Raw genomic sequence first — 16,296 nt, 5'->3', positions numbered from 1 at the left:
CGCCGGGGAGAGGGCCGGTCAGCGGACCACGCTGCCGCCCTGCGACGGGTCGGCCGGGGCGTCCTCCTCGATGTGCACTCGCGCGGTCTCGGCTATGCGCTCGGGATGACGCCGGATCAGGACCAGCAGCACCACCACGCCCGCCGCCATCCAGACGCCGACGATCGGACCCGCGTAGGACACCGGTGCCGTCAGCTCGGTCACGAAGTCGAACACCGGCAGGCCGGCTGCCGTCAGCAGTGCCGGGACGAAGGCGGCGATGCCCAGCACCGGGAACAGCAGATGCCGTATCGGCTTGAGGGCACTGCCGCCGACCCGTATGAAGTGGCCGGCGCACGCGAGGTTCACCACGATGTAGACACCGATGACGACCGTGACGATCACCGTGGCCAGGAGCAGGAACGCGGTCCCGGGGCCGTAGCCGAGACCGAGGCCCAGTACGGCGGCGACGGCCACGACGGTCTGCACCGCGATGCCCGCGACGGGGGAGCGGTGCCGAGGATGAAGCGTGGCGAGCACCCCGGGCAGAACCCGGATGCGGGCCAGGGCGAAGGCCGTACGGGTCGACACGTTCGCGCACGCGTTGGCGTTGGCGATCGTGGAGTTGACCACCGCGAGGAACAGCAGCATCCAGAAGAAGCCGAAGGAGGCCCGGGCGACTCCCTCCCAGGAGGCGTCGCCCGACGCGCCGAACCGGGCGAACCGGTCGGGTCCGAAGTAGACGGTCATCGCATAGGTGGTGACGACGTAGAACAGGCCGATGCCCAGGGCCGCGCCCAGCACCGCGCGATGCATCGTCCGCCGGGGGTCGCGCGTCTCTTCCGCGAGCGGTGCCGCCGCCTCGAACCCGGCGAAGGCCAGCACGGTGTACACGGATCCCGCGAACACCCCGCCGATCCCGGAATGGCCCGCCGCGGTATGCGAAGTGCCGAAGACGGAGAGGGTGTTGGCGCCGCCCGCGCCTCCGATCAGCAGCGCGGCGAACACCAGGAAGACAAGGACCTCGAAGGCTCCGAGGACGGTGCCGAAGCGGGCCGAGGCGCGCACGCCCAGGTAACCGGCGGCGGCGATCACGGCCGCTCCCGCGAGGGAGTACGGCCACCACAGATCCGCCGGGTACGAGGGCCATTCGTCGTGGAGTGTTCCCGCCACCGTGAAGCCCAGTTGCAGGAGCAGCAGCGGGGGGACCAGCATCTCCACGAAGACATAGCCCCAGCCGACGAGGAAGCCGACGGCCGGATGCAGTCCCCGCGCCGCGTAGGTGGCGACCGAGCCGGCCGCGGGCAGCTCGCGTGCCAGCTCGGCGACGCAGGACGCGGTGAACAGGCAGGCCACCAGGGCGACCAGCACGGCCAGCGGCAGGCTGCCACCCGCGAAGGCGGCGCCGGCCGGGATGGACGCGGCCACCGCGGCGGCCGGCGCCATCGCCGTGATGCTCTGGAACAGGACCTCGCGTAACCCGATGGCGTCACGCCGCAAAGCCCCGGTGCTCTCCCCGCGCATGTGTCCCCCGATATCTGTCCGTCCGTCGCCGCCCGAGCTGGGTGAATGCCGCTCAAATCGCGAGGTCCGCGCCGGTTCTGACGCTCCGGCGGCGCGTGCCTCGTGTGATTCACGGTACGGCGCGGGCGGGCCCGGCAGAAGGGTGCGCCACGGTTCCGTGGACAAGCGGAAGCCTGTGGATAACTTCGCCACTCGTTCGGGCGAGGACAGTGCGCCGGGGACCGTGCTATCGCGCCGGAGCCTCCGGCGGACACATCGGCACCGCGGCCTGCCGCCGCTGTCCGCAGGCGCGGGACGAAACGTCTGTCCGCAGGCGCCGGACGAAATATCTGTCCGCAGGCGCTTGACGCGCTTGACGGAGCGTCAGGAACGTTTGGCCACCGAGGCCGGATCGTCCAGCACGGCACGGACGACGGAGTGCGCCGCGCCCAGCAGCGGACCCTCGGGACCGAGCGGTGACACCGCCACCGGGCAGGCCGGACCCGCCGTACGGCCCGTCAGCTCCGCCTCCAGCGAGGGCAGCAGCCAGGGCGACAGCCCCGCCAGGGCGCCACCCAGGACCACCGTCTCGGGGTCGAGCAGGTTCACCGCCCCGGTCAGCGCGATGCCGAGGGCCGTGCCCGCGTCCCGCAGCGCCGCCCGCACCCCCTCCTCGCCCCTCTCGGCATGCTCCGCGAGCAGGCCGACCAGGTCCTCGCCCGGCTGGAGCCCCGCCGCGCGCAGCACCGCTTCCTGGCCCGCGTACTGCTCCAGACAGCCGCGTCCGCCGCAGGCGCAGGACGGCCCGTCCGGTCGTACGGGCACATGGCCCAGCTCGCCCGCGAACCCTCGCGTCCCGCGCAGCAGTCGCCCGTCCACCACGATCGCCGCGCCGATGCCGATCTCGGCCGACACATGCAGGAACTCGCGCGGCGTGCCGGCGCCCAGCCACAGCTCGGCCAGCGCGCCGAAGTTGGCCTCGTTGTCCACGGTGAGCGGCCAGCCGCCGGGCAGCAGGGCCCCGAGGTCCGTGTCACGCCACTCGAGGTTGGGGGCGCGTACGACCGTGTGGCTGTCCCGCGCCACCAATCCGGGCACGGCGACCGCGAGCCCGGCAGGCCACAGCTCTTCCCGCTCGGCCTCGGCGACCACCTGGCCGACCAGCGTCGTCAGCTCCGCGATCACCGGCTCGGGCGCCCGGCCGCGGTTGGCACCTCGGCGCACGGCCCGCGCCCGGACCGCGCCGCGCAGGTCGACCGCGCACACCGCGAGGTGTTCGACGCCGATCTCGGCCCCGATCCCGGCCGGACCACGGCCGCTCACCGCCAGCGCCGACCCGGGCCGGCCCACGCGCCCCGGCCGTTCGGGGCCCAGTTCCTCCAGCAGCCCCCAGCGGATCAGGTCGTCCACCAGGGTCGACACCGCGGCCCGGGTCAGACCGATGCGCGAGGCCACCGCGGCCCGGGAGAGTGAACCCTCGGCGCTGACCGCGTGCAGCACCCGGGCGAGATTGCGCCGGCGCATGCCCTGCTGAGTGTCCGGCAGAGCCCGGCCGACTCCCGTGGGTCGGGCCTCGTGCAGCGGTGCGGTCATGCCTGCGTCAATCCTCGTTCCGGGGCCCGGCGGCGCGGCTCAGCGGTCTTCCGTACCCCGTTCCAGCAGCGGGGCCGCGTCGGAGAGTACCCCGCCGATCCGGGCCAGCGTCTCCTCGTCCCGGGACACGGGCTCCAGCACCGGTCCCGCCGCGGTGTTCCAGCGCCGGGCGATCGCAGCCGGATCCTCGCCGGTCAACAGCCCGGCCGCCTGGGCCGCCGCGCCCAGGGCGACCAGTTCCTTGGCCATGGGGAGCTGGACCGGCCGCCCGGACAGCCGTCGTACGGTCTGCTGCCAGGCATGGCCCCGCGCGCCGCCGCCGATCAGCAGCAGCGGGCTGTCGCGGTCCGCGTCCTCGTCGAGGACCAGGTCGAGCGCGCCGAGCAGGGAGTGCACCGCCCCGTCGTACGCCGCCTGGAGCAGCTGGCCCGCGGTCGTGTCGTGGCGCAGCCCGTGCAGCAGCCCGGAGGCGTTCGGCAGGTTGGGGGTGCGTTCGCCGTCCAGGAACGGCAGGAGCGTCACGGAGCCGCCGGGCGCGACGGCCTCGCGGTCCAGGCCCAGCAGGGCCGCGACGCGATCCACGGCGAGGGTGCAGTTCAGGGTGCAGGCCAGCGGCAGCCAGTCCCCGCGCGCGTCGGCGAAGCCCGCCACCGTGCCGGTGGGATCGGCCGGGCGGTGCCGGGACACGGCGTACACCGTGCCGGAGGTCCCGAGGCTCAGTACCGGGGTGCCGGGCAGCAGCCCGAGGCCCAGCGCGGCCGCCGCGTTGTCACCGGTGCCGGAAGCCACCAACGTGCCCTTGGAGAAAGGCAGTCCGTGTCCGTCGCGTACGGTCCCGGCCACCTCGCCCGGACGCACCACCCGGGGCAGCAGTGCCGGGTCGAGCCCGAGGTGCGCCAGGGTGTCCTCGTCGTACCGCTCCGTGCCGGACGCCCACCAGCCGGTGCCGGAGACATCGCCGCGATCGGTGACGGCCTGCCCGGTCAGGCGCTCGGTGAGGTAGTCGTGGGGGAGCCGTACAGCCCTGGTCGCGCGGGCCGCCTCCGGTTCGTGCTCGGCGAGCCAAGCCCATTTGCTCGCCGTGAACGAGGCCCCGGGCACGCTGCCGGTGCGCTCGGCCCATACCTTCGGGCCGCCCAGCTCCTCCACCAGCCGGTGGGCCTGCGGCGCCGAGCGGACATCGTTCCAGAGCAGCGCCGGCCGCACCGGCTCGCCACGCTCGTCCAGCGTGACCAGGCCGTGCTGCTGGCCGCCGACCGAGATCGCGGCCGCCTCGTGCGCCGCGTCACCGCACTGGCGCAGCGCCTCGCACAGGGCGTCCCACCACTGGCGCGGATCGCTCTCCCGGCCCCCGCCGGTGGTGACGGTGTGCGGCGCCTGGCCGCTCGCCACCACCTGCCCGGTGGCCGCGTCGACGACCAGCGCCTTCGTGGACTGGGTGGACGTGTCCACGCCGACGACAAGCGGACCCTCCGCTGCTGACATGGGGTTCTCCCTCTTCCGCGGCTCAGCGGGATGTGCTGTGGGGGCTCCCGAGGACACCCCTGAGGGCGCCCGTGGAAGACATCTGTCGAAGACACCTTGTGGTCGAAGACACCTTGTCTCTTCCCAGAGGCGTGGTCGCATACTAATTTGTAAACAGCCATGACGAAATAGTCGTACGGAACAAGGAGCCGCGCCATGAGCTTCCAGCCCACCCCCGAGGACAGGTTCACCTTCGGTCTGTGGACCGTCGGCTGGCAGGGAAGGGATCCGTTCGGCGACGCCACCCGCTCCGCCCTCGACCCGGTCGAGACGGTGCGGCGCCTGGCCGAGCTGGGCGCCTACGGAGTGACCTTCCACGACGACGACCTGATCCCCTTCGGGTCCTCCGACACCGAGCGTGAGTCGCACATCAAGCGCTTCCGCCAGGCCCTGGACGCCACCGGCATGACGGTGCCCATGGCCACCACGAACCTCTTCACCCACCCCGTCTTCAAGGACGGCGGCTTCACCGCCAACGACCGCGACGTGCGCCGGTACGCGCTGCGCAAGACGATCCGCAACATCGACCTGGCGGCCGAGCTGGGCGCCAAGACGTATGTCGCCTGGGGCGGCCGTGAGGGCGCCGAGTCCGGTGGCGCCAAGGACGTGCGCGACGCCCTCGACCGCATGAAGGAGGCGTTCGACCTCCTCGGCGAGTACGTCACCGCCCAGGGCTACGACCTCCGCTTCGCCATCGAGCCCAAGCCAAACGAGCCCCGCGGCGACATCCTGCTGCCCACCGTCGGTCACGCCCTGGCCTTCATCGAGCGCCTGGAGCGCCCGGAGCTGTACGGCGTCAACCCGGAGGTCGGCCACGAACAGATGGCCGGCCTGAACTTCCCGCACGGCATCGCGCAGGCCCTGTGGGCGGGCAAGCTCTTCCACATCGACCTCAACGGCCAGTCCGGCATCAAGTACGACCAGGACCTGCGGTTCGGCGCCGGCGACCTGCGGGCGGCGTTCTGGCTGGTCGACCTCCTGGAGAGCGCCGGTTACGAGGGCCCGCGGCACTTCGACTTCAAGCCGCCGCGGACCGAGGACTTCGACGGCGTGTGGGCCTCGGCCGCGGGCTGCATGCGCAACTACCTGATCCTCAAGGACCGCGCGGCCGCCTTCCGCGCCGACCCGGAGGTGCAGGCGGCCCTGCGTGCCGCCCGCCTGGACCAGCTGGCCCAGCCGACCGCGTCCGACGGCCTGGACGCCCTGCTCGCCGACCGCGCCGCCTTCGAGGACTTCGACGTCGATGCCGCCGCCGCGCGCGGCATGGCGTTCGAGCACCTCGACCAGCTGGCGATGGACCATCTGCTGGGCGCGCGCGGCTGACGGCCACGAGCGCGAGGCGCTGACGGAGGAAGGCCGGGGGCGCGGCCGTGTACGCGTGCCGTGACCCCCGGCCGTTCCGTCGCGCACGACAGGGGCGTCCGCGCGGCGACCCCTCTATGCTGACGTCGTGACCTGGGTCGCCTCGCCACGCTCCGTGGCTGCCGCCCGACCCGGGACGCCCGCCCACTAGGGGCACACATCAGGGATGTCTCAGGGGCGAGGCCCGGAACCGCGGGGGGCCGGAGGCCGTTCTCACAGCAGAGAACGGCAGTGGCCGTTGAAGGAGGCGACGCTCATGTCGAGAAACGCGAAGATCGCCGTCGGGGGTGTGGCGGTCGGCCTGGTGCTGCTGCTCCTGGGGCTGCCCCTGTGGGTGGTGCTCCTGGTCGTGGTCGGAATCCCGGCCGCCGGCTACCTGGCGCTTGACCCGTCCCAGCGGCGCAGGCTCCGCAGGCTCAGCCGCAAGGAGATCGGCCGCTGAGACGGACCCGGCGCCGCCCCTGATCACAGGGGTCGTACGGCCATCCTGTCGAGGGCGTCCAGCAGCCCGGGCAGCTCCGGGCCGCGGCCGACCGGCAGGACCTCGCCGGGCTCCTCGTCGAGCAGGACGAAGGCGATGTCGTCGGTGCGCGCCACCATCGACCAGCCGGGGCCGTCCGCGCGCAGGGTGCGGGCGTCGCCGGGAGCGAAGGTGGAGCGCACCCGGCCCAGCGGCGGCGGTGAGTCGACATAGGCGCGCGCCTCCGTGAGCACCCGCCGGATCCCCTGGTGTCCGCCGCTCGGCGGTTCCGAAGCGCCCTCGGCCCCCTCGGCGCTCCCTTCGGGCCGCGCCGAGGGCTCGGCAGTGCCGGCCCGGCCGCCGGGTACGGCGAACTCGTCGTCGTCGATCTGCTGCCGCCAGGCCGCCCACTGCGACGCGATCTCATCGGCGCCCAGACGCCGCTGAGCCGGGCCCCAGACGCTGGTGTCCGGGGGACACAGCGGGGGCCGCTCGCCCGTCTCGGGAGCGGGGTCGTGCGGCGCCGGAACACCAGGAGCCGCCACGGCGACCGCCAGCGGCCAGCCGGGCAGCGCGGTCACGATCGCGTGCTCCTCCGGCGACAGCTCGTACTCCAGGCCGCAGTCCCAGGACGCGATCGCCACCGCGACCAGCGAGACATCGTCGATGACGACCGTCCAGCGGGCGCCGTCGCCGTCCTGCCCGAGCACCAGTCCGTACCCATCGGCGCGGGGCGCGAGCCCCAGCGTCGCGCACGACTCCGGATAATCGTCGCCCAGCACGCTCGGGAACTGCGCCGGCGTCAGCAGCACCGCCGTCAGCACATACAGCGCATCGTCCGCGGCGGCGACGGCCCCATCGTCCGTCCCGGCCATCCCTGCCTCCCAGTGGCTTGTCCAACCGCGCGCACCCTAATGCGGACGGAAGGCCCTTGTCACGACTCCTCACACCACGCGGACCTGCAACTTTCCCCCTGGACGGGGGCGAATCGACCACGGTCTCCACGGGACTTCCCCAGACCGCCCCCACCCCGGGGCCGCACAGGGCGCGGAACCCATCGAAGCAAGGGCGTCCGTCCTCCTTTCAAAATGGGCAGATCGGTGATGGTTCATCTCCCCGTGCTCCCCATAGAGTTGGCCTCCGGCGACAGAAGACAGAAGGGGGACGACGCGGTGAAGCGCTTCGAACGGCTGGAGCGGATCCGTCGGCTGGACCCGGTGGCGGACGCACCGGAGATCTACCGGCTCAGCGCCGTCTACGAATTCCCCTGGGACTACACACGCGCCCTCGAACTGGCCCTGTATCGCACCTATGCCGTCCCGAGCATCGGCCGTCTCCTCGCGCGCACCGCCGAGCTGACCGACCGTACGCAGAAGCGGTACGACGACACCGCGCTGCTCCTCGACACCGTCGTGGAGCACGGCTTCGCCGCCGAACAGGGGCGCACGGCGATCCGCCGCATCAACCAGATGCACCGCAGCTACGACATCAGCGACGACGACATGCGGTATGTGCTCAGCACCTTCGTCGTGGTGCCCAAGCGCTGGATCGACACCTACGGCTGGCGCCGGCTGTCCCGGCACGAGATCGTCGCCGCCGCCGAGTACTACCGGACGCTCGGCCGGCACATGGGCATCCCCGACCTCCCCAAGACCTACGAAGAGTTCGAAACCCTCCTCGACACCTACGAGGAGGCGAACTTCGGCTGGGACGAGGGGGCCCGGCGCGTCTCCGACGCCACCCTCGGCCTGATGGCGTCCTGGTACCCACGCCCCCTGGCGCCCCTGCTGCGCGCCGGTGTGCTCGCGCTGCTCGACGAGCCGCTGCTGAACGCCTTCCGCTATGAGCGGCCCGGCGCGGCCACCGTGGCCCTGGTGCGCCGCGGCGTCCGGGCGCGCGGCCGGATGGTGCGGTTGCTGCCGCCGCGCCGCGCACCCCACTTCGCCCGCCAGAACCGGGAGATCAAGGGCTACCCGAACGGCTACCGCGTGGCCGACCTCGGCACCCGTCCGGTTCCGGGACTGCGCGGCTGCCCGGTGCGGCACCTGGACACCTCAGACTCCGTCGAGTGACGCGAGAGTGTCGCGCAGCCAGCCGAGCTCGGCCCGGCTCGTGGCACGCGCGATGGTGAGGATCCCCTGCCGGAAGGGGTCGTCCACTTCCTCGGCGCGGACCGGCCGGTCGCCGTCGTAGAAGAAGCTCGTCGGCTCCTCCAGGAAGGCGAGCCGCCGCTTCAGCACCGCGGCCTGGGCGGTGGGGTCCGGGAGATGGCGCAGGAAGGCGAGCAGGACGAACCACTGGTTCTCGTCCGTGATCTCGCGCCGCCCGGGCTCGGCGAGTCGGCGTCGCAGCTCCTGTCGGCCCTCCTCGGTCAGCCGCAGCACATGACGCGGCGCGGCCACGGCGCCCGGCTCGGTGGCCCGCACCAGCAGTCCGGCCTTCTCCAAGCGCTTGATCGCCGGATACAGCGTGCTCTCCGCGACCGGCCTCACATGCCCGGTGAGCGCCGTGATGTGACGACGCAGGACGTATCCGTGCAGCGGGGCCTCGTACAGGAATCCCAGGATGGCGAGTTCGAGCATGCCCCGCATTCTTCCGTACGACGACGCTGTACAGCGATCCCTCGATACTACGTTGACGTAATACCTCGCCATCGATGTATTGTCTCGGGACGGTGATCAAAGCCGACAGGGAGGGTGCTGTGCAACAGGCCGTGTTCGATGGCGAGGGAAGCCGGATCCGCTGGACCGAGGTTTCGGGGGCGGAGCCCGCCCGGGTCTACCTCCATGGGCTGGGGTCGATGTCCGCGCCCTATCACGCGCACATCGCGGCTCGCCCCGAACTCGCGGGCAGGCGCAGCCTGTTCATGGACCTGCCCGGCCATGGCCTCAGCGACCGGCCCCGGCGCTTCGGCTACACGCTGGAGGAGCATGCCGACGCGGTCGCGGCCGCGCTGGACGCGGCCGGAGTCGGCGGCGCCGAGCTGATCGCGCACAGCATGGGCGGCGCCGTCGCCATCGTGCTCGCGCACCGGCGGCCCGAACTGGTCTCCCGGCTGGTGCTGTCCGAGGCCAATCTGGACGCCTTCCCACCGTTGACGGCGGGCAGCAGCGCTATCGCCGCCTACGAGGAGGACGAGTTCGTCGAGGAGGCGTACCCGCGGGTTCTGGCCTCCGTCGGTCCGCTGTGGGCGGCCACCATGCGGCTGGCGGACCCGCGCGCCCTGCATCGCAGCGCCGTCGGCCTGCGGCGCGGCTCCGACCCGGTCATGCGCACGATCCTGGAATGCCTGGACATCGACCGGATCTACCTCCAGGGGGAGAAGAGCGGTGAGCTCGATGACCTGGAGCGGCTGGAGGCGGCCGGTGTACGGGTGCGGACGGTGCCCGGCGCCGGGCACAACATCATGTTCGACGACCCCGACGCCTTCGCGGCCGCCGTCGCCGCAAACATCTGATCCCTCAGTCCTCGCGCACGGCGAGGGCGAGGAAACGGGCGTCCTCGTCGACGTACGACGTCATGCGCCACCCCGAACGGGACAGCAGGGGCCGGAGATTGGGTTCCGCCCGCAGGTCCTCCGGCGTGATCTGCCGGCCCTGTCGCGCCGCCAGGGCCGCACGGCCGATGGGGTGGAACAGAGCGAGCCGCCCGCCGGGCCGTACCACCCGGGCGAGCTCCCGCAGGTTCTCCACCGGGCGCGGCAGATGGGCGATCAGCCCTGCCGCGAAGACCGCGTCCAGGCACTCCGGGCGCAGCGGCAGGGCGGCCACGTCCGCGAGCAGCAACGCCCCCTCCCGGGCCCGGCCCGCCGCTGCGGCCGCCGTCAGCATCGCCGGGGTCAGATCGGCGCCGAGCACCACACCGGTGGGGCCCACGGCGGCCCGCAGCGGAGGCAGCGCGCGCCCCGTTCCGCAGCCCGCGTCCAGCACACGGTCACCCGTCCGCAGCCGGAGGTCGGCCACGGCGGCCGCGTACGCGGGCCCGTCGCCGGAGAACTTGCTGTCCCAGCCGGCGGCCCGCGCGGTGAAGAACTCCTGGACAGCTGCGTGGTCGTCGCTCATGACTCGCATGATGCCCTGCTTCCTGGGCCCTGTGTGTCTCGCGTTCCGGCGGCGGACGATCGAGTGCCGAACGGCCGGGGCCGCCGCTCAGGCCGCCAGATCCCGGATCGCCACCACCTCTTCGACGGGGACGCGCACCAGCAGCTCACCGGGAACGCCGTTGCGGGCGCCGAACTCCTCGGCACGGTCCTCGCCCATGTACCGGGCGGCGACCCGCGCGGCCCAGTGGCGCAGTTCCGCCGGGTCCTCGGACAGCCGGGCGCGTCCGCTGAGCATCACGAAATGGAACGGCGGCCGGTCGTCGTCCACGCAGAGCGCGACACGCCCGTCACGGGCGAGATTCCGCCCTTTCACGGTGTCCCGGCCGGTGAGAAGGACCAGTTCGTCCCCGTCCAGCAGGAACCAGACCGGGGCCACATGCGGGCTCCCATCGGCGCGAACAGTGGACAGTTTGCCGGTGCGGGTGCCTTTTGAGACGAACGCCCGCCATTCCTCATCGGTCATCTTCTGTGCCATGCCCCCATCCTGCTTGCCCGTACGCCGCACGTGGGGAAGGCTTGCGGAGGGTTCCTCCGGCCAGGGGGGAGAGATCGCAGGGGGAGACGGAAATGGCGCAGAACCAGGGACTCGGCTGGCTCCTGGACGATCTGACGGAACGTGTGGACGATGTACGGCACGCGCTGGTCCTGTCCAACGACGGACTGGTCACCGGCGCGAGCACCGGGCTGCGCCGCGAGGACGCCGAACACCTCGCCGCCGTGGCGTCCGGACTGCACAGCCTGGCAAAGGGCTCGGGACGCCACTTCGGCGCGGGCGCGGTACGCCAGACGATGATCGAGTACGACGACGCCGTGCTGTTCGTGACCGCAGCCGGCTCCGGCAGCTGCCTGTGCGTGCTCAGCGGGGCGGAGGCCGACATCGGGCAGATAGCGTACGAGATGACCCTGCTCGTGAACCGGGTCGGCGAACATCTCGGCGTCGACGCCCGGAAACCCGAGCGCGCACCGAGCACAGACCTCTGACCTGCGAGTTCTCGAAGCCTCACGGAGTTATCCACAGGCCAACCACGCGATGCGCCGATCCGGCTACGGTGTGTGCACGGCGATCGCACAGGGCGTGAGCCACCGACTCCATGGGGGAGTACGACCATGTCGGCACACACCTTCGAACCAGTCCGCCCCGACACCTGCACGCCGAGCCGAGCCGCTCGTGAACTGGGCTTCCTGCGGGGCGAGTTCGACCTTGCCGTCCAGCTCGGCCATGTGCGGACCGTGCCCGACGAGGGCGGGGGAGGGGGCCGACTGGTGGAGCGCGCGGAGATCGACCGGCTCCGGGCGCGGGACGGCTTCCCGGACACGCTCCGCGAGCGGGTGCGCGTCGTGGGCACGACCGACGGCGCCGAGCTGATGGACATCTCCGCCGGCCGCTTCACCCGGCTCGCCCGCCTGGGCCTGCTCGTCCCCGCGAAGGTCTACGTCAACCGGTACGGCGCCGTGGTCTGGCTCTATCTCTCCGAGGAACTGCAGCACTTCGCGTCCGTCACCGAGAACACGTCTCTGCTCAAGGGGTGCACACCCGAGACGCTGCGCGGCCAGCTCGCGGAGGGCGTGGACCTGCGCGCCCGCAACTGGCGCATGCGGCAACTGGGGTGCCTGCTGCGTCAGGCCGAGGACCCATGGGCCAAGGCCGGGGCCCTGGCCGCCCTGCTGCCGCCGGTCGAGGTCGCCGACGTCGTCGAGGACCCCTACGAGCGCGCCTGGGTGAACCGATTGCGGCCCGCCCTGCCCGGTCAGACCCTCGCCGGAACCTCGTTCGCGCGGGTCGCCGAGCGGATCACGACCGCGCAGGACGCGGACGAGATCGAGTGGTTGCGCAGCGACCTCGCGCACTCGGTCGAGGAAGCACGGGCCCTCTCACCGGCCCCGCGCCCGGCCGTCCGCCGCACCGGTCCTGCGACGCGTCCGACGGCACGGCCGATCCCGCCGCTGGCGCGCACGGTCACGGCACCGGTCGAACCGACGGAGACGCCGATGCCGACGCCGGTGAAAGCAACGGAGCCCACGGACGACTCGATGGCGGGCAAGGCCGAGCCGACAACGGGGGCGGCGGATTCGCCGCTGCGGGCCGCCGAGCCGCGCCGGATCCCCGGCGGGCGCGCGTCCGAGCGGCGCCCTGCGCCACGGGTGCGGCCGTCCGAGCGGCGCCCTGCGCCACGGGTGCGGCCCGCTCCGGCCCCCGCACCCCGGTGCCCCGGAACCGGGCCGACGCCGCCGCGCTCCACACGCCGTCTGCGCGCCTGGCTGCGACGCGGAACGCCTCGGCCCGCGGAGGTCTGAGCACCCGCGATCGAACCCGGCCGGCGGTTCGCTACAGGGACCTGAACAGTCCCTCCTGGACGACCGAGACGAGCAGTCGACCCTCGATGTCGTAGATCCGCCCGCGGGCAAGACCCCGCCCGCCGGTGGCGATCGGCGACTCCTGGTCGTACAGGAACCACTCGTCGGCGCGGAACGGCCGGTGGAACCACATGGCGTGGTCCAGCGAGGCCATGTCGAAGCTCCGGCGGCCCCACAGGGGTTCGATGGGGATGCGCACGGCGTCCAGGAGCGTCATGTCGCTGGCGTAGGTCAGCGCGCAGGTATGGACCAGCGGGTCGTCGCCCAGTGGTCCGACCGCGCGCATCCACACCGCGCTGCGCGGCTCGGCGCCCTTGACCTCCTCGTCGTTCCAGCGCAACGGGTCGGCGTACCGGATGTCGAAGGGCTGACGGCGCGCCATCCGCTCCAACTGCTCCGGCAGCGTGCCCAAATGCTTGCGTATCTCCTCGGCCACGGTCGGCAGCGACTCGGGGTGTGTCAGCTCACGGGCGGGCGGCAGCTGGTGTTCGAACGGTCCTTCCTCAGGCTTGTGAAAGGAGGCGGTCAGATTGAAGATCGTGCGGCCCTGCTGCACCGCGGTGACCCGGCGCGTGGTGAACGAACGCCCGTCGCGGACCCGCTCCACCTGGTACACGATCGGCACGCCCGGACGGCCCGGGCGCAGGAAGTACGCGTGCAGCGAGTGCACCGGGCGGTCGCCGTCCGTGGTGCGGCCGGCGGCGACCAGGGCCTGGCCTGCCACCTGGCCGCCGAAGACCCGCTGGAGGGACTCCTGCGGACTGCGGCCGCGGAAGATGTTGACCTCGATCTGCTCCAGGTCGAGCAGATCGACCAGTCTTTCGGCCGGGTTCGTCGTCATCGGTGGGATTCTCCTGTGGTCACAGCTGGCCGACGTCGGTGACACGGATGACCGCACGGCCCTCGGCGTCGGAGGCCGAGAGGTCGACCTCCGCACTGATACCCCAGTCGTGGTCGTCGTTCGGGTCGTCGAAGATCTGGCGGACCCGCCACAGGCCGTTCTGCGGCTCCTCCTTGATGACCAGCAGCTTGGGGCCACGGGCATCGGGACCGGTGCCGAGATCCTCGTACTCGTCCCAGTACTTGTCCATCGCCTCGCCCCACGCGTCGGCGTCCCAGCCGGACTCGGCGTCCATCTCGCCCAGCTCCTCGACCTGGTCCAGTGCGGCCAGCTCCACCCGGCGGAACAGCGCGTTGCGGACCAGTACCCGGAAGGCGCGCGCGTTGGTGGTGACGGGCTTGACCTCGTCGGCCTTCTCCTGGGCCTGCTCGGCGGTCATCTCCTCGGGGTTCGCCAGCTGCTCCCACTCGTCCAGCAGGCTGGAGTCCACCTGGCGCACCATCTCGCCGAGCCACTCGATCAGGTCCTGGAGGTCCTCGGACTTCAGGTCGTCCGGGATGGTGTGGTCGAGGGTCTTGTAGGCGCCGGCGAGGTAGCGCAGCACGATGCCCTCGGTGCGGGCCAGCTCGTAGAGGGACACCAGCTCGGTGAAGGTGAGCGCGCGTTCGTACATGTCGCGGACGACCGACTTCGGCGACAGCGGGTGGTCGCCGACCCACGGGTGGCTCTTGCGGTAGGTGTCGTACGCGTGGAAGAGCAGTTCTTCCATCGGCTTCGGGTAGCTGACGTCCTGGAGGCGCTCCATGCGCTCCTCGTACTCGACGCCGTCGGCCTTCATCGCGGCCACCGCCTCGCCGCGCGCCTTGTTCTGCTGGGCGACGAGGATCTGCCGCGGGTCGTCCAGGGTGGACTCGACCACGGAGACCATGTCGAGGGCGTAGGACGGCGACTCGGGGTCGAGGAGTTCGAACGAGGCGAGGGCGAAGGTGGACAGCGGCTGGTTGAGCGCGAAGTCCTGCTGGAGGTCGACCGTGAGCCGCACGATGCGTCCCTCGGCGTCGGGCTTGTCGAGCTTCTCCACGATGCCGCCGTCGAGCAGCGAACGGTAGATCGCGATCGCCCGGCGGATGTGCCGCAGCTGCTGCTTGCGCGGCTCGTGGTTGTCCTCCAGAAGATGGCGCATCGCCTCGAAGGCGTTGCCCGGCCGGGCGATCACCGACAGCAGCATGGTGTGCGTCACCCGGAAACGGGACGTCAGCGGCTCCGGCTCCGAGTCGATCAGCTTCTGGAAGGTGTTCTCGGACCAGGCGACGAAGCCCTCCGGCGCCTTCTTGCGCACCACCTTGCGCCGCTTCTTCGGGTCGTCACCCGCCTTCGCCAGCGCCTTCTCGTTCTCGATGACGTGCTCGGGCGCCTGGGCCACGACGAGGCCCGCCGTGTCGAACCCGGCCCGGCCGGCCCGCCCCGCGATCTGGTGGAACTCGCGTGCCCGCAGGGTCCGCACCCGGCTGCCGTCGTACTTGGTCAGCGCGGTGAACAGCACGGTACGGATGGGCACGTTGACCCCGACGCCGAGCGTGTCCGTGCCGCAGATGACCTTCAGCAGGCCGGCCTGGGCGAGCTTCTCCACCAGCCGCCGGTACTTGGGCAGCATTCCGGCGTGGTGCACACCGATGCCGTGCCGGACGTAACGCGAGAGGTTGCGGCCGAACTTGGTGGTGAAGCGGAAATTGCCGATCAGCTCGGCGATCTGGTCCTTCTCCTCGCGCGAGCACATGTTGATGCTCATCAGCGCCTGGGCCCGCTCCACGGCCTGCGCCTGGGTGAAGTGGACGATGTACACCGGCGCCTGCTTGCTCTCCAGCAGCTCGGTGAGTGTCTCGGTGAGCGGGGTCAGCTTGTACTCGTAGGAGAGCGGCACCGGACGGGTCGCCGAGCGGACCACCGCGGTCGGGCGGCCGGTGCGGCGGGCGAGGTCCTTCTCGAAGAACGACACATCGCCCAAAGTGGCCGACATCAGGATGAACTGCGCCTGGGGCAGTTCCAGCAGCGGAATCTGCCAGGCCCAGCCGCGGTCGCCCTCCGCGTAGAAGTGGAACTCGTCCATGACGACCTGGCCCACGTCCGCGTTCTTGCCGTCGCGCAACGCGATCGACGCCAGCACCTCCGCGGTGCAGCAGATCACCGGAGCGTCGGCGTTCACGGAGGCGTCGCCGGTGAGCATGCCGACGTTCTCGGTGCCGAACAGCTTGCACAGCTCGAAGAACTTCTCCGACACCAGCGCCTTGATCGGCGCCGTGTAGAAGGTGACCTCGTCCCGGGCCAGCGCCGCGAAGTGCGCACCCGCGGCGATCATGCTCTTGCCGGAACCGGTGGGCGTGGAGACGATCACGTTCGCCCCGGACACCGCTTCGATCAGCGCCTCTTCCTGGTGGGGGTAGAGGGTGAGGCCGCGCTCCTGGGCCCAGGACTCGAAGGCTTCGTACAGGGCGTCGGGGTCGGCGGTCGGCGGCAGCTGATCGATGAGGGTCACCCTCCCATCTTGCCTGTCCTCCTCCCCGATCGGGGAATCGGCTG

The 16,296-nt window shown here is 71.7% G+C and carries 15 protein-coding genes; 6 read left to right on the top strand and 9 right to left on the bottom strand.

All coding sequences use genetic code 11. The features are described 5' to 3' along the window. Positions 1 to 18: 18 nt before the first annotated feature. The 3 genes from ACLF5H_RS22140 to xylB all read right to left on the bottom strand — a co-directional run bounded on the left by ACLF5H_RS22140 (position 19) and on the right by xylB (position 4,560). Positions 19 to 1,503: an APC family permease gene (locus tag ACLF5H_RS22140; RefSeq protein ID WP_421677759.1), complete on the bottom strand. Its 1,485-nt coding sequence runs from the start codon at positions 1,501 to 1,503 to the stop codon at positions 19 to 21. 363 nt (positions 1,504 to 1,866) lie between these two features. Beyond that, positions 1,867 to 3,075: an ROK family protein gene (locus ACLF5H_RS22135; protein WP_421677758.1), complete on the bottom strand. Its 1,209-nt coding sequence runs from the start codon at positions 3,073 to 3,075 to the stop codon at positions 1,867 to 1,869. Between the two features lie 39 nt (positions 3,076 to 3,114). Then, positions 3,115 to 4,560 (bottom strand): xylulokinase, encoded by a 1,446-nt coding sequence (gene xylB, locus ACLF5H_RS22130; protein ID WP_421677757.1) that lies wholly within the window; start codon positions 4,558 to 4,560, stop codon positions 3,115 to 3,117. Positions 4,561 to 4,755: 195 nt separating this feature from the next. Here xylB and xylA point away from each other — a divergent pair, with 195 nt between their 5' ends. Next, positions 4,756 to 5,922, top strand: coding sequence for a xylose isomerase (gene xylA, locus ACLF5H_RS22125; protein ID WP_421677756.1), 1,167 nt, complete (start codon positions 4,756 to 4,758; stop codon positions 5,920 to 5,922). Between the two features lie 295 nt (positions 5,923 to 6,217). Continuing rightward, positions 6,218 to 6,403 carry a hypothetical protein gene (locus tag ACLF5H_RS22120; RefSeq protein ID WP_037659116.1) on the top strand — a complete coding sequence of 62 codons (186 nt, stop codon included), beginning with the start codon at positions 6,218 to 6,220 and terminating at the stop codon, positions 6,401 to 6,403. Between the two features lie 23 nt (positions 6,404 to 6,426). Here the strand turns inward: ACLF5H_RS22120 and ACLF5H_RS22115 are convergent, their stop codons facing one another. Then, positions 6,427 to 7,296, bottom strand: coding sequence for a hypothetical protein (locus ACLF5H_RS22115; RefSeq protein WP_421677755.1), 870 nt, complete (start codon positions 7,294 to 7,296; stop codon positions 6,427 to 6,429). 297 nt (positions 7,297 to 7,593) lie between these two features. On the opposite strand from ACLF5H_RS22115, the gene ACLF5H_RS22110 reads away from it, so the two are divergent. Beyond that, positions 7,594 to 8,493 carry an oxygenase MpaB family protein gene (locus ACLF5H_RS22110; RefSeq protein WP_421677754.1) on the top strand — a complete coding sequence of 300 codons (900 nt, stop codon included), beginning with the start codon at positions 7,594 to 7,596 and terminating at the stop codon, positions 8,491 to 8,493. Here the strand turns inward: ACLF5H_RS22110 and ACLF5H_RS22105 are convergent. Further along, positions 8,476 to 9,003, bottom strand: coding sequence for a PadR family transcriptional regulator (locus ACLF5H_RS22105; RefSeq protein WP_421677753.1), 528 nt, complete (start codon positions 9,001 to 9,003; stop codon positions 8,476 to 8,478). The genes ACLF5H_RS22110 and ACLF5H_RS22105 overlap by 18 nt on opposite strands. A gap of 119 nt (positions 9,004 to 9,122) precedes the next feature. Here ACLF5H_RS22105 and ACLF5H_RS22100 point away from each other — a divergent pair, with 119 nt between their 5' ends. Continuing rightward, positions 9,123 to 9,878: an alpha/beta fold hydrolase gene (locus ACLF5H_RS22100; protein ID WP_421677752.1), complete on the top strand. Its 756-nt coding sequence runs from the start codon at positions 9,123 to 9,125 to the stop codon at positions 9,876 to 9,878. A 4-nt stretch (positions 9,879 to 9,882) separates the two neighbouring features. Here the strand turns inward: ACLF5H_RS22100 and ACLF5H_RS22095 are convergent, their stop codons facing one another. Beyond that, positions 9,883 to 10,482 carry a class I SAM-dependent methyltransferase gene (locus ACLF5H_RS22095; RefSeq protein WP_421677751.1) on the bottom strand — a complete coding sequence of 200 codons (600 nt, stop codon included), beginning with the start codon at positions 10,480 to 10,482 and terminating at the stop codon, positions 9,883 to 9,885. A gap of 87 nt (positions 10,483 to 10,569) precedes the next feature. Then, positions 10,570 to 10,998, bottom strand: coding sequence for a PPOX class F420-dependent oxidoreductase (locus ACLF5H_RS22090; protein WP_128788902.1), 429 nt, complete (start codon positions 10,996 to 10,998; stop codon positions 10,570 to 10,572). Positions 10,999 to 11,090: 92 nt separating this feature from the next. Here ACLF5H_RS22090 and ACLF5H_RS22085 point away from each other — a divergent pair, with 92 nt between their 5' ends. Beyond that, complete coding sequence (locus ACLF5H_RS22085; protein ID WP_085562883.1) at positions 11,091 to 11,504, top strand: roadblock/LC7 domain-containing protein; 414 nt, start codon at positions 11,091 to 11,093, stop codon at positions 11,502 to 11,504. 126 nt (positions 11,505 to 11,630) lie between these two features. Next, on the top strand, positions 11,631 to 12,818 hold the full coding sequence (locus tag ACLF5H_RS22080; RefSeq protein WP_421677750.1) for a DUF6397 family protein: 1,188 nt from the start codon (positions 11,631 to 11,633) through the stop codon (positions 12,816 to 12,818). 31 nt (positions 12,819 to 12,849) lie between these two features. Here ACLF5H_RS22080 and ACLF5H_RS22075 read toward each other — a convergent pair whose 3' ends face one another. Both ACLF5H_RS22075 and ACLF5H_RS22070 read right to left on the bottom strand, forming a co-directional pair. Continuing rightward, positions 12,850 to 13,719: an acyl-CoA thioesterase gene (locus ACLF5H_RS22075; protein WP_421677749.1), complete on the bottom strand. Its 870-nt coding sequence runs from the start codon at positions 13,717 to 13,719 to the stop codon at positions 12,850 to 12,852. A gap of 19 nt (positions 13,720 to 13,738) precedes the next feature. Next, the gene (locus ACLF5H_RS22070) at positions 13,739 to 16,252 is read right to left on the bottom strand and encodes a DUF3516 domain-containing protein (protein WP_421677748.1); all 2,514 of its coding nucleotides are present in this window, start codon (positions 16,250 to 16,252) and stop codon (positions 13,739 to 13,741) included. Between the last annotated feature and the right edge of the window lie 44 nt (positions 16,253 to 16,296).

Origin of the sequence: Streptomyces sp. LaBMicrA B280 (assembly GCF_049222185.1) — a bacterium.
GTDB lineage: Bacteria > Actinomycetota > Actinomycetes > Streptomycetales > Streptomycetaceae > Streptomyces > Streptomyces murinus.
This window is presented reverse-complemented; position numbering and strand designations above follow the sequence as displayed.